Origin of the sequence: Pedobacter polaris, from assembly GCF_005116505.1 — a bacterium.
Taxonomy (GTDB): Bacteria; Bacteroidota; Bacteroidia; order Sphingobacteriales; family Sphingobacteriaceae; genus Pedobacter; species Pedobacter polaris.
Genome location: NZ_SWBR01000005.1, coordinates 312556 through 331083 on the forward strand (window position 1 = coordinate 312556; position 18528 = coordinate 331083).

Consider the following 18528-nt stretch of genomic DNA (forward strand, 5'->3'; position numbering starts at 1 on the left):
ATTCGATGTTGATAATTTACTGACAAGTTCCCCATCAAAATTCTCTATTTTTGATCTCCATCAATTCCCTACTATGTACCTGATTTTTGATACCGAAACTACTGGTTTACCACGTAATTACAATGCGCCTATTACCGATACCGATAATTGGCCGCGTTGTATCCAAATTGCTTGGCAGTTGCATGATGAGATGGGGAATCTGATTGAGCATCAAGATTACTTGGTGAAACCAGAAGGATTTAACATTCCTTATGATGCTGAACGCATACATGGTATTTCTACAGAATTAGCTGCAGAACAAGGGATAGAACTTGCCGAAGTTTTAGGGAAGTTTAATGTCGCATTAAGTAAATCTAAATTCATTGTTGGCCAAAATGTTGGTTTCGACGTAAACATTATGGGATGCGAGTTTCACCGATTAGGTGTAGACAGCCCAATGGCAACTATGCCTGTTTTAGATACCTGTACAGAAATTACTGCCGACTTATTGAAAATACCGGGTGGTAGAGGCGGACGATTTAAATTGCCCACGTTAACAGAGCTGCACCAATATCTTTTTGGGGTACCATTTGCCGAAGCACACAATGCAACTGCAGATGTGGAGGCAACTACACGTTGCTTCTTGGAACTGATTAAAAAAGAAGTTTTTAAAAAGGAAGAATTGCTAGTTGAGGCTGATTATTTTGAACGCTTTAAAGAAATAAATACCGGTCCCATTGGCTCTTTTGGAATTCAACATGCCAATTTAAAAACTGAATCTGATAAAATTAGAAAACGCCAGCAGAGCACACAGGCAGGAGGTATTTCTAAACAAACTCTAGCTGGAAACAAAGAAGAATTAGCAAATGCAAACTTTACACATTTGCATAACCATACCCAATTTTCTGTACTACAATCTACCATTAGTGTGCCAGATTTAGTTAAAACAGCTGCTTTGCATAATATGCCAGCCGTTGCAATGACAGATCATGCGAATATGATGGGTGCTTTCCACTTTGTGAGCAATGTAAGTAAGCATAACAAGGAAATAAAAGCTAAAAATGCTGCAGCTTTAGAAAAGGGTGAAGAGCCTACGGCACAAATAGTTAAACCAATTGTAGGAGTTGAGTTTTTTGTTTGTGATAACCACTTAGATAAGACCAAGAAAGATGATGGATACCAAATAGTACTATTAGCTAAAAATAAAAAAGGCTATCATAATTTAGCTAAAATGTCTTCTATTGCTTATACCAAAGGCTTTTACTATGTTCCTCGTATTGATAGAAAAGTAATTGAGCAATACAAAAGCGATATCATTGTGCTTTCTGGAAACCTTTATGGTGAAGTTGCAAGCAAGTTGCTAAACATGGGTGAAAAGCAGGCAGAAGAAGCTTTGGTTTATTGGAAGGAGCAATTTGGAGATGATTTTTATTTAGAAATCATGCGCCATGGTCAAGAAAATGAAGACCGTGTAAATACAGATTTGGTTGCTTTATCTGCAAAACACAATGTGAAACTTGTTGCAACAAACAATACTTATTACATCAATAAAAAAGATGCAAATGCACACGATATTTTGCTGTGTGTAAAAGATGCAGAGAAACAAGCAACACCAATAGGCCGTGGCCGTGGCTATCGCTATGGTTTGCCCAATCAAGAATACTATTTCAAGTCTGCTGATGAAATGAAAGCACTTTTTGCTGATTTACCAGAGGCGATTTTAAGCACGCAAGAAATTGTAGATAAAATTGAAGCTTATGAGCTTGCCCGAGAGGTATTGTTGCCAAAATTTGGTATTCCTGATGAGTTTTTGGTGGAAGAAGATAATACTGATGCAGGGAAACGCGGAGAGAACAAATATTTAAGACATCTTACCTATGAAGGTGCGAAGAAAAGATATGTAGAGCTAACAGAGGTCATTATTGAGCGATTGGATTTTGAATTGGCTACCATTGAGAAAACAGGTTATCCTGGTTATTTTTTGATTGTACAAGATTTTATTGCCGAGGCTCGTAGACGTGATGTTTCTGTTGGGCCTGGTCGCGGTTCTGCAGCAGGATCGGTAGTTGCCTATTGCTTGTGGATTACTAATATTGATCCTTTAAAATACGATCTCCTTTTTGAGCGTTTCCTTAACCCAGATCGTGTTTCCATGCCCGATATTGATATCGACTTTGATGATGAGGGTCGCGGTAGAGTAATGGAATATGTAATCGATAAGTATGGTTCTAGCCAAGTGGCCCAAATTATTACTTATGGTACAATGGCGGCTAAATCTTCCATCCGTGATACAGCAAGGGTTTTAGATTTGCCTCTTTTTGAAGCTGATAAAATTGCCAAGTTAATACCAAACATGAAATTGGCAAAAATATTTAATCTGGAGGAAAAGGCACTAAAAGCGGCCATGCGACCAGATGAATATGAGCGTGTAATAGAGTTAAAAGCGTTGTCAATTGCTAAAAATTTAAGTGCAGAAACCATTGAGCAAGCTATTATTTTAGAAGGTTCATTAAGAAATACTGGTATCCATGCCTGTGGGGTAATTATTACACCAGATGATATTACCAATTTCGTTCCGGTTGCTACGGCAAAAGATTCTGATTTATATGTTACCCAATTTGATAACTCGGTTGTAGAAAGCGCTGGCTTATTAAAAATGGACTTTTTGGGGTTAAAAACATTAACTCTAATTAAGGATACGGTTAAATTGGTTAAGAAAAGACACGACATTGATTTAGATCCAGATGCTTTTCCGATAGATGATGTAAAGACTTATGAACTCTTTCAACGTGGTGAGACTGTCGGCATTTTCCAGTATGAAAGTCCTGGAATGCAGAAATACATGAAAGAACTTAAGCCAACGGTTTTTGGAGATTTAATTGCCATGAATGCACTTTATCGTCCAGGTCCGATTGCATATATTCCAAGTTTCGTAAAACGTAAAAATGGAGAAGAAGAGATAAAATACGATTTAGAAGCTTGCGAAGAATTACTTAAAGAAACTTACGGGATTACAGTTTACCAAGAACAGGTGATGCTTTTATCGCAAAAATTGGCCGACTTTACGAAAGGTGAGGCAGACGTTTTGCGTAAAGCAATGGGTAAAAAGCAGCGTGATGTTTTGGATAAAATGAAGCCGAAATTTATTAAGCAAGCAGCAGAAAAAGGTCATGATGAAAAGGTTTTAGAAAAAATTTGGAAAGATTGGGAGGCATTTGCTGAGTATGCATTTAATAAATCTCACTCTACATGTTATGCTTGGATTGCCTACCAAACTGCTTATTTAAAGGCAAATTATCCAGCAGAATATATGGCTGCGGTACTTTCCAATAACATGAGTGATATTAAACAAGTAGCATTTTTTATGGAAGAATGTAGACAGATGGGCGTTACGGTTTTAGGTCCAGATGTAAACGAATCTGATTTAAAATTCTCTGTAAATGCAAAAGGTGAAGTCCGTTTCGGCATGTCTGCGGTAAAAGGAGTGGGAGAGAAAGCTGTAGAAAGTATAATAGAAGAAAGAGTGGAAAATGGACCGTATACTAGTGTTTTTGAATTTGCTAAACGATCTAATACCCGTATCGTAAATAAAAAAGCTTATGAAAGCTTTGTATATAGTGGTGCTTTTGATGCTTACGGTTTCCATAGAGCCCAATATTTTTATATCGGTCCTAATGATAAAATGAATGGCATTGAGAAGTTAATTAAATACGCTAATGATTTCCAGAATAACCAGAATTCATCTCAATCATCTTTGTTTGGTGGTTCTAAAGCTGATTTAATTTTAGAGCCAACTTTTCCTGTTTCTCCAGAATGGGGATTGATTGACCGTTTGAAGTATGAAAAAGATGCGATTGGGATTTTCTTATCAGGACATCCCTTGGATGATTATCGTTTTGAATTGACTAATTTTTGCCAACATTCGGTTAAACATTTAGCTGTTGTTAATAAAATTCGTAGCGGCGATACCAATGAAGAGATTTTAGCAGAGTTTGAATCGCTTAAAAATAGAGATTTGGTAGTTGGTGGTTTGGTGGTGATGGCTTCACAAAGAATTACCAAAACAGGTAAACCATTTGGCACATTCATTTTTGAAGATTATGATGACAGTTGTGAGATTGCTTTGTTTGGAGATGATTTCTTGAAATTTAAGCAGTTTTTAACAGAGGGATATTTCTTGCAGATTAGAGGTAGGGTAGGTGAACGTTTTAGGAAAGAAGGTGATTGGGAATTTAAGGTTACTTCAATAGACTTATTGTCAGAATTAAGAGATAAACTGACGAAATGTATTACCATTCAAGTGCCTATAGAAGAAATCAATGACGAGCTAATGGAGAAAATAGACGTTCTTTTGCAGGAGAATAAAGAAAATAGCGAACGCCATAATTGTAAATTGAATTTTGAGGTTTATGATAGGGTAGAGAATTTAAAGTTAGAATTGCCATCAAAATCACTAAAAATAAATCCTAACAATAAGTTCTTAGAACAATTAACGAAACTCAATGTTGTAAACTATAGATTGAATTAAGATTTAAGCTTGGAGTTCAAAGACCAAAGAAAAAAGCTTTAATCTTTCAGCTTTTAGCATAGCAATGTCAAATTGACAGCAACCTATTGATGGCATTACAATTGATAATATATTTGTATATAAATTAAAAAATAAGTTATGGCTTTAGAAATAACAGATGCAAACTTCGAGGAAGTTGTATTAAAATCAGATAAACCAGTATTAGTAGATTTTTGGGCAGAATGGTGTGGTCCATGCCGTATGGTAGGTCCAGTTGTAGACGAAATTTCAAAAGAATATGAAGGAAAAGCATTAGTGGGTAAGGTAAACGTTGACAACAACCCTCAAATCTCAACTCAATTTGGTATTCGTAACATTCCTGCTTTATTGTTCTTTAAAAATGGTGAAGTTGTAGATAAACAAGTTGGAGCAGTTCCAAAATCTGTTTTAGCTGGTAAGTTAGACGCACAATTATAACAACAAGGTTGAGGTTGGAAGGCTGAAGATAAATCAAGTCTATTCATCTTTAATACTAGATATATTAAAATCCGAACTCAAATGAGTTCGGATTTTTTATTGCCAATTTTTTTTTGTTCTTTTAAGAAAATCCCTGTTTTATGAAATATTTTAAATTTCCCTTAGCTAGTTTATTTGCAGCAAGTTTTTTATTAAGCTGTGTAAATAAAACTGAAGTTTCTGCGCAAAATTCAGTAGAAACTGGAAAACCAACTGCAGATTATAAACCAGCCTTTGATGGTCAAACTAGAATTAAAGCGGTTAAAACCTCAACACCAATCAGTATTGCTGTAATCAATAAAAAATTAGAAAACCCTTGGGCAATTTCGGTAATGCCTGATGGTAGGTTTTTCATTACCCAAAAAGGCGGTACAATGGTTATTTTATTGGCCAATGGAACATTATCTAAAACAATAACAGCGCTTCCGAAGGTAGATGACTCAGGTCAAGGCGGCTTATTAGATGTAACCTTAGCACCAGATTTTGCGAAAAGTAGAATGGTTTATTGGGCATATTCAGAACCTCAAAGCAAAGGTGTTTTGTTAGCTATTGCAAAAGGTAAATTATCTGCCAATGAAACAAGCATAGAAAATCAAACCATCATCTATAGGGCAACACCAGCGCACACAGGTAAACTACAATATGGCTCACGAATAGTTTTTGATAAAAACGGGAATCTATTTGTAAGTACGGGAGAACGTTCTGATAAAAATATCAGGGTGCAGGCTCAATATTTAAATTCTTCTTTGGGTAAAATTCTTCATTTAACTCCAAATGGAGAAGCAGTTCCTAATGGTCCCTTTGCAGGTAAAAGTAATGCTAGGCCAGAGATTTATGCTTATGGCCTTCGTAATCCAGATGGTTTGGCAATTAATCTTGCAACAGGAGAGCTTTGGGAAGCAGAATTTGGTCCAAGAGGAGGAGATGAGATAAATTTAATTAAACCTGGTAAAAACTACGGCTGGCCCGTTATTACTTATGGAACAGAATACAGCGGGCAAAAAGTTGGTGATGGCATTCAGCAAAAAGCAGGAATGGAGCAACCAGTTTATTACTGGAGCCCAGTTATTTCTCCTGGCAGTATTGCTTTTTATACAGGTAATATTACCGAGTGGAAAGGCAATTTATTTGTTGGAGCCTTAAGTGGTTCACATATTATTAGATTAGTAATTAAAGCCAATAAAGTTGTAGGTGAAGAAAGATTACTAGAAGACAAAGGTGAGCGTTGGAGAGACTTGGTTACAGGGAAGGATGGTGCTTTATATGGTGTAACTGATGGTGGGAATTTATACAGGATTGCAAAGAAATAATAGTCAAACTAAAAAATGTCATCCTGAGCTTGTTGAAGGAATCTTTTTATTTAATTATTGTCTTTGACTACGCTCAGACTGACAATCCTTGTTTTACCATTCTTTTGGCGTCTCAACGACCGAATACTTGCTTAATTCGAAAAGCAGTTTCAGTGCTAATCGGTTTCTAAAACCCTGCTAAATGCTTTGCTCACTTCGTTCGTGCTCGCTTATATCAGGTTTATTGAACAAAAGGTTAGTACTGAAAAATTATTTATTTATTAGCTTTACACTATGGCAACCATAAATCAATATGAAAACTTACAGCTAAGTTCTAATTTAGAGCTCTTGGCGCGACAAGTTGTTGAAGGATTTATTACTGGCCTACATAAAAGTCCTTTTCATGGATTTTCTGTCGAGTTTGCCGAACACCGTCTATATAATACTGGCGATAGTGTAAAGAATATTGATTGGAAATTATTTGCCAAAACAGATAAATTATTCAGTAAGCGGTATGAAGAAGAAACTAACTTGCGTTGCCAATTTGTAATCGATACTTCATCTTCAATGTATTTTCCAGCTGATAAATACAATAAACTAATATTTGCAGTTCAGAGCACAGCTTGTTTAATGTATCTTCTCAAAAAGCAAAGAGATGCATTTGGGTTGAGTTTATTTACAGACCAAGTAGGCTTAAACACACAGGCAAAATCTACCAATACACATCAAAAATATTTATTTGCACAACTAGAGCAGGTTTTGCAACAGCCTAAAATGAATATCCAAACTAATTTGGCTTTAGCTTTGCACCAAATTGCAGAGCTGATCCACAAACGTTCATTGGTAATTGTGTTTAGTGACATGTTGCAAACTGTTCATGATGAAGATAAAATCTCTGCTCTATTTTCTTCTCTGCAGCATTTAAAATTCAATAAGCATGAGGTAGTAATTTTTAATGTCACAGATAAAAGTAAGGAAGTAGATTTTGACTTTGCAAACCGGCCGTATGAATTTATTGATATGGAAACTGGAACAGTTTTAAAAGTACATACTTCTAAAGTTAAAGATGCCTATTTAGCACAAATGAAAGATTACCGCCAAAAGCTAACCTTAAAATGCGCACAATATAAAATTGATATGGTTGACGCTGATATTAATGAAGGTTTTGATCATATTTTACAAGCCTATTTAATAAAGAGGCAGAAGATGGGGTAAATCCTAAAACCTAAGTTCGTTAGTTCATTTTCATTCATAATTTGTCATCCTGAGCCTGTCGAAGGACAATCATAAAATGAGTAATTTATATTGCCAGCCAAAGAAGAGTACTCTTAAAATAAAAAAAAACCTTCATGTATTTTGCAATACATAAAGGTTCAGATAAGGGTAACCGGAAAACTAAAAAACTATTTGATGAATTTTAGATAACAAAACGGAAATCGCTTCTGATGTTTTGTTATTCAAATATGACGTTTGATTATGAAGTTTTAATGAAGTTTGTCTAAAAGTTTAACTTATTGGAAACTCAATTTCAATTTCTGTTCCTTTATCTTTTTCAGATTGTATCTTAATGTTTAATTGATGGAATTTGGCAATACTATTTACAATTGCTAAGCCCAAACCAAAGCCTTCTTCAGTATTATTATTCTTTCGTTCAAAACGTTTAAAAGCATCTGATGCGCTATCTTTCTCCATTCCGATACCTGTATCGATAATGCTTAGCACATACATTTTTTGATTGATATGATCGCTTATTGTAATTTTTCCGCCTTTAATGTTGTACTTAATAGAGTTGTTAATGATATTGATTAGCAGTGTATGAATCAATCCCTTATTTCCTGTTAGGAAGAAATTTTCATTAACTGTATTGGTATAAATGATTTCTTTATCTATTATGCGGTCTTCTAAATCTTCATAAATATCATCCAGTTCTTGCTTAATATATATATCATCTGTTTTTAAATACTGCTCATTTTCTACCTTAGAAATTAACAATAAACTATTGATTATTACTTTTAATCTATTTAATGTTTTTAGCGAAGCAAAAATTTTATTCTCATGCGCTAATGGTAGATCTTCTGAAGCTAACATGTTTTCTAACCTGCTGCTTAAAATAGAAATTGGAGTGAGCAATTCATGAGAAACATTGGCAATAAACTGCTTTTCTAATAAAAATAGATTTGCAATTTTCCGCATTAGGGAATTGATGCTATTGTCTAAAATTCTAAAATCATTGGTGTTTGTAGGGATGTTCGCATAGTTATAGTGTGTTGGATCGTTAACCTTATTTATTTTCTGATCTATGATTTTATAGAAAGGCTTTAAAATCAAATTGGTGAAGGCATAATCTGTAATCAAGGTAATTAATAATGCGATTACCAAAACAATAAGCATATAAAATCTAACCGTTGTTTTAATAGAATCCATGGCAGTCATGGTTTCTCCAAGCTCTAATTTATAGCGTTTATTTCTAAATTCGAATTGATCATTAAGTATGCGATAAATTTCAATGTCGCCTTCAATCTCTCTTCTATCTGTTTTAAAAAAAATAGTGGTGTCAATATTTCCAGTATTCGGGATCGCTGTTAAAACAATAAATTCTTCTTTTAAAATATTGTAATCTGTAAATGAATGATTGTTTTTGATTAGGCTATTAATTTCATTGTCGTTTAAGTTTTCAATTACTTTAAGCCTTTTCTTTTTTAAGCGAGCGTCTAAATGATTAGATGAGATTGTCTCTAAAGAAAGCAAAATAATAGACCCCAAAACCAAAATAATAGCAATTTTGGTGATTGCATTGTATAGCGCAAATTTGGCTTGAAGATTCATAATTAGAATAGCCTATTGCTATGTGGGTATTGAGACATAGTTCTTAATAATTTATTCTATATCCAATGCTGCGAACAGTTTCAAACCAATCTGTGAGCGTGCATTGTGTGAGCTTTTTGCGTAAATTTTTTACATGTACATCAACAAAGTTTGAATCAGAATTTACTTCTAAAATATCACCCCAAACATGTTCTGTTAGGCTCATTCTAGATACTACCCTATTTTTATTTAATACTAGGTAATTAAAAATTTCAAACTCTTTTTTTGTCAGAGGAATTCTTTCTTCATTAAAAGAAACTGTTCTGTTCTGAATATCTAGAACAAAATCATGAATTTTAACTTCGTTTTTTTCTAGTTTATGTTTTCTACGGATAATAGCATGCATTCTTGCCATTAATTCATTTAAGGAAAATGGTTTTGGCAAATAATCATCTGCCCCTTCTTCCAAGCCTTTAATTCTATCATCTACAGCACCTCTGGCCGTTAAAATGATTACGGCGTCATCACGATTTTTGATATTCTTGAGCTGTTTAAGAACTTCAAAGCCATCGCCATCTGGCAGTCCCAAATCGAGTAGAATAAAATCATAATTGTTTACAAATATTTTTTCTTCAGCAGAAGATTTTTTCCATGCATGTTCAACAATATAGCCTTCCTTGCTTAAAAATTCATTCATTTCTAAGGCAAGTGCTTTTTCATCTTCAACAATTAATACATTCATTTTCTACAAGTTAAAGGTTGCGAGTTACATGCTATGAGCCCAAGCTTTTAACCTACAATTCGTAAGCCACAACCCGATCTACATTTTTCAAGATTACGGCACAAGCTTCTCTAATTTCATCTACTGTGATAGTTAAAGGTGGGGCAATACGCATTGAATTGCTACAGTGCAAAAACCAATCTGTTATAATCCCATCTTCTATACAACCATCAATTATTTTTTTTAGGGTATCGTAACTATCAAATTCTACTGCCAACATCAATCCTTTGCCACGAACTTCTTTTATAGCAGGATGTTTCAGTAATGATTTGAAAAGTTCTCCTTTTGCTTCTACATCTTTTACTAAATCTTCATCCAAAATTGCATTTAAAGTTGCCAAGCCAGCTGCACAACTTACGGGATGCCCACCAAAAGTTGTAATATGCCCAAGTATTGGATTATTAGCAAATACCGACATTATTTGTGAAGAACTGATGAAGGCCCCAATTGGCATTCCGCCACCAATGCCTTTTGCCAATAATAAAACATCGGGCACTATGTTAAAATGCTCAAAACCAAATATTTTACCAGTTCTACCAAAACCACATTGAATTTCATCCAAAATTAATAATGTTGCTGTTTCAGTACATTTAGCTCTTAAAGCTTTCATATAATCTAAATCTGGAACCCTAATTCCAGCTTCACCTTGCACGGTTTCTAAAAACACAGCGGCGGTTTTTGTCGTTATTTTATCTAAATCAGGTAATGAATTGAAATTGATAAATTGAACATCTGGTAACAATGGTCGGTACGCTTGTTTAAACTCTTCATTGCCCATTAAGCTTAATGCACCCTGTGTACTGCCATGATAACTGTTTTTGCAGGCTATTAGTTCTGTTCTATTGGTATATCTCTTTGCTAACTTCATCGCACCTTCAACAGCTTCAGTACCTGAGTTTACGAAATAAGTACAATCCAGTTTTTCTGGTAAAACCGATGCCAGCGCTTTGGCAAAATCTACCTGCGAGCTTTGAACAAACTCTCCGTAAACCATTAAATGCATATAGGTTTCAGCTTGTTTTTTTACAGCTGCTACAACTGCGGGATGGCAATGTCCAACATTACTTACGCCGATGCCCGCAATTAAATCCATATACTTTTTACCATTCACATCATACATGTAAATACCTTTTGCCTTTACAAATTCTAATAAAAGTGGCGTTGTAGATGTTTGTGCATTGTGTTTTAGAAATAATTGACGTTGTGTAAGCATGAGGTAAAAGTAAGGTTTTTTTAAAATCTGCTAATGTCAATTATTAAATAAAAAAATCCCGTATGTTACTCACATACGGGATTTAAAATTAATCATTATTCAAATTAGTGTTTATTCTGACCGCCTCTAAAGCGAGCCAATAATTCTTTTTTAAATGCTTCTTGGGCTCTGTAAAACTTACCAATTAATTTGATAGGTAAACCACTAGATTTAAGCTTAGCGTAGTATTTTTTTTCAATATTTAAATCCCTTTGTTTATAATCGAAATCGCCGGCAATTAGCATTTGAATATCAGAGTCACTTAAATCATCAATTTCAGTTACTTTTCTAAAACTAATCATCTTTTTCATTCTATCTTTTCTCAAAGCATTTTGTTCTTTTTGGTAGTCATTGTAGATTGGCCAAAAAATCTTAGCTTCTTCGGCAGATAGATCTAATTTTTGAGTAAAAAAAGTAATTTTTGCAGCCTCTATTTTCTCATCTCCTTGACGTGGTCCTTGGGCCAAAGCCAAACCTGGTAGAAAAATAAATAATGCTATAAATAGGTTTTTCATTAATTTAAAATTTGCTTTTTTAGAAGTGATGTAGCAATTACGAGCAATATTGATTATCTGTAGGTATTTACTCATGATGCTTTCATTAGTTTATAAATTACTAGATAGGTCGCTAGATGAATAATTATCTAAAATATAGTTTTCCATTTCTGTCTCAGATGCAGAAGTAGTTGTTACGTTTTGACTTTCTTGAATATGTTCTATAATTACACTTTCATCAATATCATATAACATTTGCTCGTTAGCTAGCTCGCTATTGTGATTTTGCTTAACCACACTTTGCTCATTAAAATATAAACCCGAGGCTACTAAAACAATAAAACAAGCTGCTGATGCATATCTCATTAAATCTGAACCCCACAAACGAATAATTTTTGTTTTCGGGGTTGTTGCTGATGTTTTATTTAAAATCTCAGCATTTAATTTATCAAAATAATTTGTTGGAGTTTTAAATCCATCGTTATTTACTAAAGATTTAAGTTGATCTACAGCAATTCTACTTTCGATCTGAATACCCAAATCTTCAAAATAATTTTGAGGGACAGTAAAACCTTGATTTTCTTTTTGCATTAAGCCATCAACAAATACTGATTGATTAATACGTGTTTGTAAATCATTAAAATACTTATCTGGTACACTATATGGCGTAGTTCTAGGTAAACTCGCTAGGTGCGATGCTTCCTTTTCCCATTCCATATTTTCATCTTTTATATTCATCACGTAAGTATTGATACTTTTTATTGCAAAAGGTTTAAAAGCTAATCTTCATTTATTAAAATACTTTCTATTTTTTTAACAGCGATATGAAAAGAAGCTTTTAAAGCTCCTACACTCGTGCCAAGCACTTCAGATATCTCGTCATACTTCATATCATCGAAATACTTCATATTAAAAATAATGCGTTGTTTTTCTGGTAGTGTTAAAACGGCCTCTTGTAATTTGCGTTGTATTTTATCACCATCAAAGTAAGCAGCAGCAGTAAGACTTTCTGCCAATTCTCCACTTACATCATCTAGAGAGATGTTATTTTTTAATTTCTTTTTATTAAGAAAGGTAATAGATTCATTCGTGGCAATGCGATAAATCCAAGTGTAAAGTTGCGAATCGCTACGGAAATTGACTAGGTTTTTCCAAACCTTTACAAAAGTTTCTTGTACTAAATCATCGGTGTCATCATGATTAATAACTAACCTACGGATGTGCCAATAAATTTTTTGTTGATATTTTGTTAAAAGCAAGTTGAAGGCTTCATTTCGTGTTTTTTCTACACCAAATTTTTGCAAAATTTCTGCATCTTCAACTTGTTTCATTTATTATCTAGATAAGAGATCTGAGAATTGAGCTATGAGATTAGTTTAGACACAATGTCTCAAATCTCATAGCCAATAACTCAATCTATTTTTTTCTTTTCATTACTTTTTGCGCTGCAGCAACAATATCAGCTGGATCTAATTTGTATTTAGTCATCAATTGATCTGGAGTAGCACTTTCTCCGAAACTATCATTTACAGCTACAAATTCTTGCGGAGCAAGGTATTCGGTAGTTAATAAACGAGCAACACTTTCGCCAAGACCACCATATTTGTTATGTTCTTCACAAGTAACAACACAACCAGTTTTCTTAACAGATTTTAGAATGGCTTCTTCGTCTAAAGGTTTAATAGTGTGGATATTTATAATTTCTGCATCAATACCAAGTTCTGCTAGTTTTTCGCCAGCTTCAATTGCTCTCCAAACCATGTGCCCAGTTGCAATAATGGTAACATCTGTTCCTTCATTAACCATCCAAGCTTTACCGATTTCAAATTTTTGATCTTCAGGAGTAAATACAGGAATTACCGGGCGACCAAAGCGTAAGTATACTGGTCCTTCATAATCCATGATTGCCAATGTAGCAGCTTTAGTTTGGTTATAATCACAAGGATTGATTACTACCATCCCTGGCAACATTTTCATTAACCCTATATCTTCTAAAATTTGGTGGGTTGCACCATCTTCTCCTAATGTTAAACCAGCATGAGAAGCGCAGATTTTAACATTTTTGCCAGAATAAGCTATTGATTGGCGGATTTGATCGTAAACACGACCTGTTGAAAAGTTAGCGAAAGTACCCGTAAATGGAATTTTCCCGTTAATTGTTAGACCCGCAGCAATACCCATCATATTGGCTTCTGCAATACCAACCTGTACAAATCTTTCAGGAAAGTCTTTGATAAAAGCATCCATTTTTAAAGAGCCAACTAAATCTGCACAAAGCGCAACTACATTTTCATTGCGTTTACCCGCTTCATGTAATCCAGCTCCAAAACCAGAACGTGTATCTTTTTTTTCAGTATATGTATATTTTTTCACGATGTACTTATTTTTAGTTAAAGGTGTTCAAGCTTGCTTCGCAGGTTTTCATACCCAAACCCCTAAAGGGGCTTTATTTTTTTATTTGAAATTCTGTTAATTCCCCCTTTAGGGGGTAAGGGGGTTAATAATCCCCAGCTGTTTCTTTAAGTTGGCCTAATGCTACTTCTAATTGGGCATCACTAGGTGCAGCTCCGTGCCACTTATGTGTTCCAACCATAAAATCAACCCCGTAACCCATTTGAGTACTCATTAAATTTAAAATTGGTTTGCCTTTTCCTGTTAAAGATATAGCATAGTGTAATGCCTTGGTTATTTCTCCCATGTCATTTCCATCAGAAGTAATTACATGCCAGCCAAATGCCTCAAATTTTGCCTGAAGATTTTCTAAAGACAATACTTTTTCGGTAGGACCATCAATTTGTTGGCCATTGTAATCTACACTTGCAATCAAATTGTCTACTTTATGAAAAGGGGCAAACATTAGAGCTTCCCAATTCTGTCCTTCTTGTAATTCTCCATCACCCATTAAAGCGTATACTAGAGATTTATCACCATCAATTTTTTTAGCTAATGCAGCGCCAATAGCAACCGATAATCCTTGTCCTAATGAACCAGATGCAATTCGTACGCCTGGCAATCCTTCGTGAGTTGTTGGGTGACCTTGTAACCTAGAATCTAGCTTTCTGAAAGTAGCCAATTCGCTTACATCAAAATAACCAGATCTAGCTAAAACGCTGTACCAAACTGGAGAAATATGTCCGTTTGAAAGGAAAAATAAATCTTCACCAGCACCAGCCATTGTAAATTTAGGGTTGTGGTTTAATACTTCAAAATATAAAGCCGTAAAGAAATCAGCACAGCCTAAAGATGCTCCTGGATGGCCAGATTGAACTGCGTGCACCATTCTTAAACAATCTCTTCTAACCTGTGAGGCAATATCTTCTAATTCACTAATTGTATGTTTCATTTAAAAAGAGTATTTTTTATTAATTAAAGGCAAGGTAATTATAAAAATTTAAGGTATTTCTATTTTGATAAACTTTTATAGATTTAGTTGTTAATTTATCAAGGTAAATGCATTTACTTAATCAAGTCTAGTACTTGTGCCGTTGGATTTTTTGAATCTACTTTGTTAATAACGTGTATAATGTTCCCATCTTCATCAATAATAAAGGTAGTACGATTAGTGCCCATATATTTTTTACCATACATGCTCTTTTCTCCCCAAACACCATAAGCTTCAACGATCGATCTGTCTGTATCTGCTAATAAAGTAAATGGCAAATCATATTTGGTAATAAATTTTTGATGAGATTTTTCATCATCAATACTAACACCTAAAACTTCAATACCTTGGCTTTTTAGACTCTGGTAATTGTCTCTAAAATCACAAGCTTCTGCTGTACAGCCTGGGGTACTATCTTTAGGATAAAAATATAGTACAACTTTCTTCCCCTTAAACTGGGTTAAAGAAACTGCATTCCCGTTTTGGTCTTTGGAAGTAAATTCTGGGGCTTTATCGCCTGCTTTAAGTATACTCATATTGCTCTTTATTGTGAAATTTTATTATAGGTTGCAATCTGCTAACAATTTATTAATTATAAATAAAAATCTATAGCATAACGCCTAGTATTATCTTTCATGTCAACAACTATTAATTCAAAGCTATGTTTGCCTGAGGCAGTTTGTGCATCAAAATTATGCCATAAGCTCGCAGTTTTGGTGTCGAATTCCATCAATACCCATTTGCCATCAATATATCCGTTAAAACTTTTAATCCCAGAAAGATTATCCCTAAGTTTAAAGTTCATTTTACTTAAACCGTTCATATTTTTGCCATTATTAATATTTACAGGTACGATAGTAGGGGCAATCGTATCAATAGCAATAAAGAAACTTCCAAAATTACGAACCTGTGTTTTTACATAACCATTTTCAAAATATCCACCTTGTGATAAACGATTTGCATTTACAATTAACGCCTTATTTTGGTATTTAATTAAGCTACTGTCTGCTTTAATCCATAATTCAAAACCTACATGAAGGGGGGTAAGATTATTCTGGATTTGATGAAGGGCAGAAAAGGCATTGGTTTGTGGTTTAGGTAATTTCTTGTACACAAAATTCAGGTCATTGTATAAAGTTCCTTTGGGTAGTATTATTTTAATGTCATCATTATTATATTCATTTACCTTATTGTAAGGAAAGAGAAAGCTGTTTGCCTGAACTGGCGGAGTATTAATTACAGCTTTTGAATCTGCCTGTACATTAAATGATAAAATGCTTTTATTACCTTTTGCATCAGTAATGGTATATTTTAGTTCATGGAGTTTCCCATCTGTAAAAACTACCCTTCCACTATTAACTAGATTGCTATAAATTTGTAACGGATTTCCAGGATCAACAAAGCTTTTTTGGATGCTACGTTTTAAATTAAGAAGGGCTGGATAATCGATGTGTGAATTAATTGCCTTACTGTTCTCAAAGCTAAATCTTTCTAAGGCAGAGGTAAAAATAGTATTTCCATCTAAAGTTAATTCTATAGCATACACACCATTTAATCCAGAATTTCCGCTGTGTTTGTCTGTAGTTATGATTCCGAAACCAACTTCACCATTTAAATTGATGGTACTTACCTTATTTAAATTGTATTTGCCATTTCCTCCAATTACTTGAAAATACTGTTTAGGGGTAAATTCATTAAATGGTTTGCCATTAAGTCGATAAACATACATTGAATAAATTACTGGCGGAATATTGTCTGGGATTTGGATGCCCAATAATTGAGGGTTAACCGTCGCCTCTGTTTTAGTATCTCTTAGTTCGAAATGTAGGTGTGGCCCTCCTGAACTTCCAGTATTGCCAGAATAAGCTATAACATCGCCTTTCCTAACCGGGATAAAATCAGAGTTAGGGAATTCATCTATCTCGTAAGATTTTTTTTGGTATTGAATTTTTTTAACTTCCATCGCAATTTTTGGATTGAATCTGGATAAATGTCCGTAGACAGAAGTAAATCCATTGGGATGATTGATATATAAAGCCAATCCAAAGCCGCTGTTCTGAACCCTTAGCCTTGAAATATAGCCGTCCGCCACTGCGTAAACAGGATAGCCTATTCTTTGATTTGTTCTAAAATCTGTTCCAGAGTGAAAATGATTAGACCTTAATTCTCCAAATGAACCAGCTAACGCTGGCGGTACAATATCCAGAGGTTGTCTGAAATCTGTTAATGGATAAACGTTGTTACTAAAGATTTGTTGGGCATTAGCATTGTTGGCAATAGAAACAAACAAAAAGATAACATAGAAGTGCTTAAGCCTGCTTAGGCCTGGATAGATTTTTTGATATAACATTTGGATTATTTAACACTAAAATTGAGTAATTGTTTGCCTTCAAGCCAAGCTTCTAACTGATCACCTTGTTTTACTTGACCGACCCCCTCTGGAGTTCCGGTAAAAATTAAATCGCCTTTTTTTAACGTTATATATTGAGAAACAAATGAAATAATCTTTTCAAATGAGAACAGTAAGTTTGATGTGTGGCCATTCTGTCGTGTTTCTTTATTAATTTGTAATTCAAATTGTAATTGATACATGTCTGAAAACCCTGCCTTCGGCAAAAAATTACTTATGGCTGCAGAATTATCGAATGCTTTTGCTAGTTCCCAAGGTAAGCCCTTTTCTTTATGCTCGGTTTGTATGTCTCTTGCTGTAAAATCGATCCCTAAACCAATTTCATCATAATAGTTGCTTGCAAATTTTTCGGCGATATGTTTGCCTTCTTTACAAACTTTTAAAACAACCTCCAGTTCATAATGAATATCTAACGAAAATTCTGGAATGTAAAAAGGTTTGTTGTCTTTTAAAACAGCGGTGTCAGGTTTTAAAAATATAATAGGTTTTGTAGGAACGGCATTGTTCAATTCTTTAGCATGCGCAGCATAGTTGCGACCGATAGCAATAATCTTCATATAACAAAAGTAGAAAAATTGTAATTTATAAAACAGAAATCTTCTTTACAATCTGCTCACCGCCAGCAATGATCTTTAAAAAGTACATTCCTGCATTTAGTTTACTAGGAATAGTGTATGTTTTTGTTTGTTCGCCAGCTGGAGAACGCTCATTTGCTAAATTTAACACATCGTTACCCAACATATCTGTAATTTTTACAACAAGTAATATATCTCTATCTAAGCGTAAACTAACATTAATCTGTTCACTTACAGGGTTTGGATAAACTTTTAAAACACTTAATATTTTAGCAGTTTTTGTTGGCGTTACAGATGAAGAGCTGCTGCCAGAGTTAAAACTTACATTACTAGGCTTATATGGTGTGATGTTGGCCTTAATTTGAGGTACTTTATTTATAACTTTAGCCTTTGGCTTAAAAGATATTTTTGAGGTATCTACCTTTTGCGCAAAAACACTCGAACCCAATAAAACAATCATGCAAATTGTGCATAGTATACTCCATGAGAACGCTATTTTTGGCTTTAACTTCATCTTTACTGGCAGCAAAAATATAAA

16 protein-coding genes are annotated in these 18528 nt (G+C 34.3%); 4 read left to right on the forward strand and 12 right to left on the reverse strand.

The genetic code is table 11. The features are described from left to right. The first annotated feature begins 73 nt into the window (after positions 1 to 73). The 4 genes from dnaE (at position 74) to FA048_RS18225 (ending at position 7506) form a co-directional block, all read left to right on the forward strand. Complete coding sequence (dnaE, locus tag FA048_RS18210; RefSeq protein WP_136843785.1) at positions 74 to 4507, forward strand: DNA polymerase III subunit alpha; 4434 nt, start codon at positions 74 to 76, stop codon at positions 4505 to 4507. 138 nt (positions 4508 to 4645) lie between these two features. Then, positions 4646 to 4963, forward strand: a complete 318-nt coding sequence (gene trxA, locus FA048_RS18215; RefSeq protein WP_136843787.1) for a thioredoxin — start codon at positions 4646 to 4648, stop codon at positions 4961 to 4963. A gap of 140 nt (positions 4964 to 5103) precedes the next feature. Beyond that, positions 5104 to 6312 carry a PQQ-dependent sugar dehydrogenase gene (locus FA048_RS18220; protein ID WP_136843789.1) on the forward strand — a complete coding sequence of 403 codons (1209 nt, stop codon included), beginning with the start codon at positions 5104 to 5106 and terminating at the stop codon, positions 6310 to 6312. 273 nt (positions 6313 to 6585) lie between these two features. Beyond that, on the forward strand, positions 6586 to 7506 hold the full coding sequence (locus FA048_RS18225; protein ID WP_136843791.1) for a DUF58 domain-containing protein: 921 nt from the start codon (positions 6586 to 6588) through the stop codon (positions 7504 to 7506). Between the two features lie 291 nt (positions 7507 to 7797). On the opposite strand, the gene FA048_RS18230 is transcribed toward FA048_RS18225, so the two are convergent. The 12 genes from FA048_RS18230 to FA048_RS18285 form a co-directional block, all read right to left on the reverse strand. Then, positions 7798 to 9117 carry a sensor histidine kinase gene (locus FA048_RS18230; RefSeq protein WP_136843793.1) on the reverse strand — a complete coding sequence of 440 codons (1320 nt, stop codon included), beginning with the start codon at positions 9115 to 9117 and terminating at the stop codon, positions 7798 to 7800. 43 nt (positions 9118 to 9160) lie between these two features. Next, positions 9161 to 9838 (reverse strand): response regulator transcription factor, encoded by a 678-nt coding sequence (locus FA048_RS18235; RefSeq protein ID WP_136843795.1) that lies wholly within the window; start codon positions 9836 to 9838, stop codon positions 9161 to 9163. Positions 9839 to 9890: 52 nt separating this feature from the next. Then, on the reverse strand, positions 9891 to 11090 hold the full coding sequence (locus tag FA048_RS18240; protein ID WP_136843797.1) for an aspartate aminotransferase family protein: 1200 nt from the start codon (positions 11088 to 11090) through the stop codon (positions 9891 to 9893). A gap of 104 nt (positions 11091 to 11194) precedes the next feature. After that, positions 11195 to 11719 carry a hypothetical protein gene (locus FA048_RS18245; RefSeq protein ID WP_225872578.1) on the reverse strand — a complete coding sequence of 175 codons (525 nt, stop codon included), beginning with the start codon at positions 11717 to 11719 and terminating at the stop codon, positions 11195 to 11197. A 15-nt stretch (positions 11720 to 11734) separates the two neighbouring features. After that, entirely contained in the window at positions 11735 to 12361 is a 627-nt protein-coding gene (locus FA048_RS18250; RefSeq protein WP_136843799.1) for a hypothetical protein, read from the reverse strand. A 41-nt stretch (positions 12362 to 12402) separates the two neighbouring features. After that, positions 12403 to 12954, reverse strand: coding sequence for an RNA polymerase sigma factor (locus tag FA048_RS18255; RefSeq protein ID WP_136843801.1), 552 nt, complete (start codon positions 12952 to 12954; stop codon positions 12403 to 12405). Positions 12955 to 13039: 85 nt separating this feature from the next. Continuing rightward, a complete protein-coding gene (locus tag FA048_RS18260) occupies positions 13040 to 13996 on the reverse strand; it encodes a transketolase family protein (RefSeq protein WP_136843803.1) in 957 nt (318 codons plus the stop codon). A 124-nt stretch (positions 13997 to 14120) separates the two neighbouring features. Continuing rightward, positions 14121 to 14966 (reverse strand): transketolase, encoded by an 846-nt coding sequence (locus FA048_RS18265; RefSeq protein WP_136843805.1) that lies wholly within the window; start codon positions 14964 to 14966, stop codon positions 14121 to 14123. Positions 14967 to 15079: 113 nt separating this feature from the next. Beyond that, complete coding sequence (gene bcp / locus FA048_RS18270; RefSeq protein ID WP_136843807.1) at positions 15080 to 15541, reverse strand: thioredoxin-dependent thiol peroxidase; 462 nt, start codon at positions 15539 to 15541, stop codon at positions 15080 to 15082. Positions 15542 to 15597: 56 nt separating this feature from the next. Further along, complete coding sequence (locus FA048_RS18275) at positions 15598 to 17355, reverse strand: M23 family metallopeptidase (protein ID WP_136843809.1); 1758 nt, start codon at positions 17353 to 17355, stop codon at positions 15598 to 15600. Positions 17356 to 17360: 5 nt separating this feature from the next. Next, positions 17361 to 17972, reverse strand: a complete 612-nt coding sequence (locus FA048_RS18280; protein WP_136843811.1) for a fumarylacetoacetate hydrolase family protein — start codon at positions 17970 to 17972, stop codon at positions 17361 to 17363. 25 nt (positions 17973 to 17997) lie between these two features. Then, positions 17998 to 18450, reverse strand: coding sequence for a T9SS type A sorting domain-containing protein (locus FA048_RS18285; RefSeq protein WP_136843813.1), 453 nt, complete (start codon positions 18448 to 18450; stop codon positions 17998 to 18000). Positions 18451 to 18528: the final 78 nt, after the last annotated feature.

What these genes read in the sequence shown, in the direction of transcription:
- dnaE (WP_136843785.1), top strand. Translation starts at nt 74, where the DNA reads ATGTACCTGATTTTTGATACCGAAACTACTGGTTTACCACGTAATTAC.
- FA048_RS18220 (WP_136843789.1), top strand. Translation starts at nt 5,104, where the DNA reads ATGAAATATTTTAAATTTCCCTTAGCTAGTTTATTTGCAGCAAGTTTT.
- FA048_RS18230 (WP_136843793.1), bottom strand. Translation starts at nt 9,117, where the DNA reads ATGAATCTTCAAGCCAAATTTGCGCTATACAATGCAATCACCAAAATT.
- FA048_RS18235 (WP_136843795.1), bottom strand. Translation starts at nt 9,838, where the DNA reads ATGAATGTATTAATTGTTGAAGATGAAAAAGCACTTGCCTTAGAAATG.
- trxA (WP_136843787.1), top strand. Translation starts at nt 4,646, where the DNA reads ATGGCTTTAGAAATAACAGATGCAAACTTCGAGGAAGTTGTATTAAAA.
- FA048_RS18255 (WP_136843801.1), bottom strand. Translation starts at nt 12,954, where the DNA reads ATGAAACAAGTTGAAGATGCAGAAATTTTGCAAAAATTTGGTGTAGAA.
- bcp (WP_136843807.1), bottom strand. Translation starts at nt 15,541, where the DNA reads ATGAGTATACTTAAAGCAGGCGATAAAGCCCCAGAATTTACTTCCAAA.
- FA048_RS18245 (WP_225872578.1), bottom strand. Translation starts at nt 11,719, where the DNA reads ATGAGTAAATACCTACAGATAATCAATATTGCTCGTAATTGCTACATC.
- FA048_RS18285 (WP_136843813.1), bottom strand. Translation starts at nt 18,450, where the DNA reads ATGATTGTTTTATTGGGTTCGAGTGTTTTTGCGCAAAAGGTAGATACC.
- FA048_RS18225 (WP_136843791.1), top strand. Translation starts at nt 6,586, where the DNA reads ATGGCAACCATAAATCAATATGAAAACTTACAGCTAAGTTCTAATTTA.
- FA048_RS18250 (WP_136843799.1), bottom strand. Translation starts at nt 12,361, where the DNA reads ATGAATATAAAAGATGAAAATATGGAATGGGAAAAGGAAGCATCGCAC.
- FA048_RS18275 (WP_136843809.1), bottom strand. Translation starts at nt 17,355, where the DNA reads ATGTTATATCAAAAAATCTATCCAGGCCTAAGCAGGCTTAAGCACTTC.
- FA048_RS18240 (WP_136843797.1), bottom strand. Translation starts at nt 11,090, where the DNA reads ATGCTTACACAACGTCAATTATTTCTAAAACACAATGCACAAACATCT.
- FA048_RS18265 (WP_136843805.1), bottom strand. Translation starts at nt 14,966, where the DNA reads ATGAAACATACAATTAGTGAATTAGAAGATATTGCCTCACAGGTTAGA.
- FA048_RS18280 (WP_136843811.1), bottom strand. Translation starts at nt 17,972, where the DNA reads ATGAAGATTATTGCTATCGGTCGCAACTATGCTGCGCATGCTAAAGAA.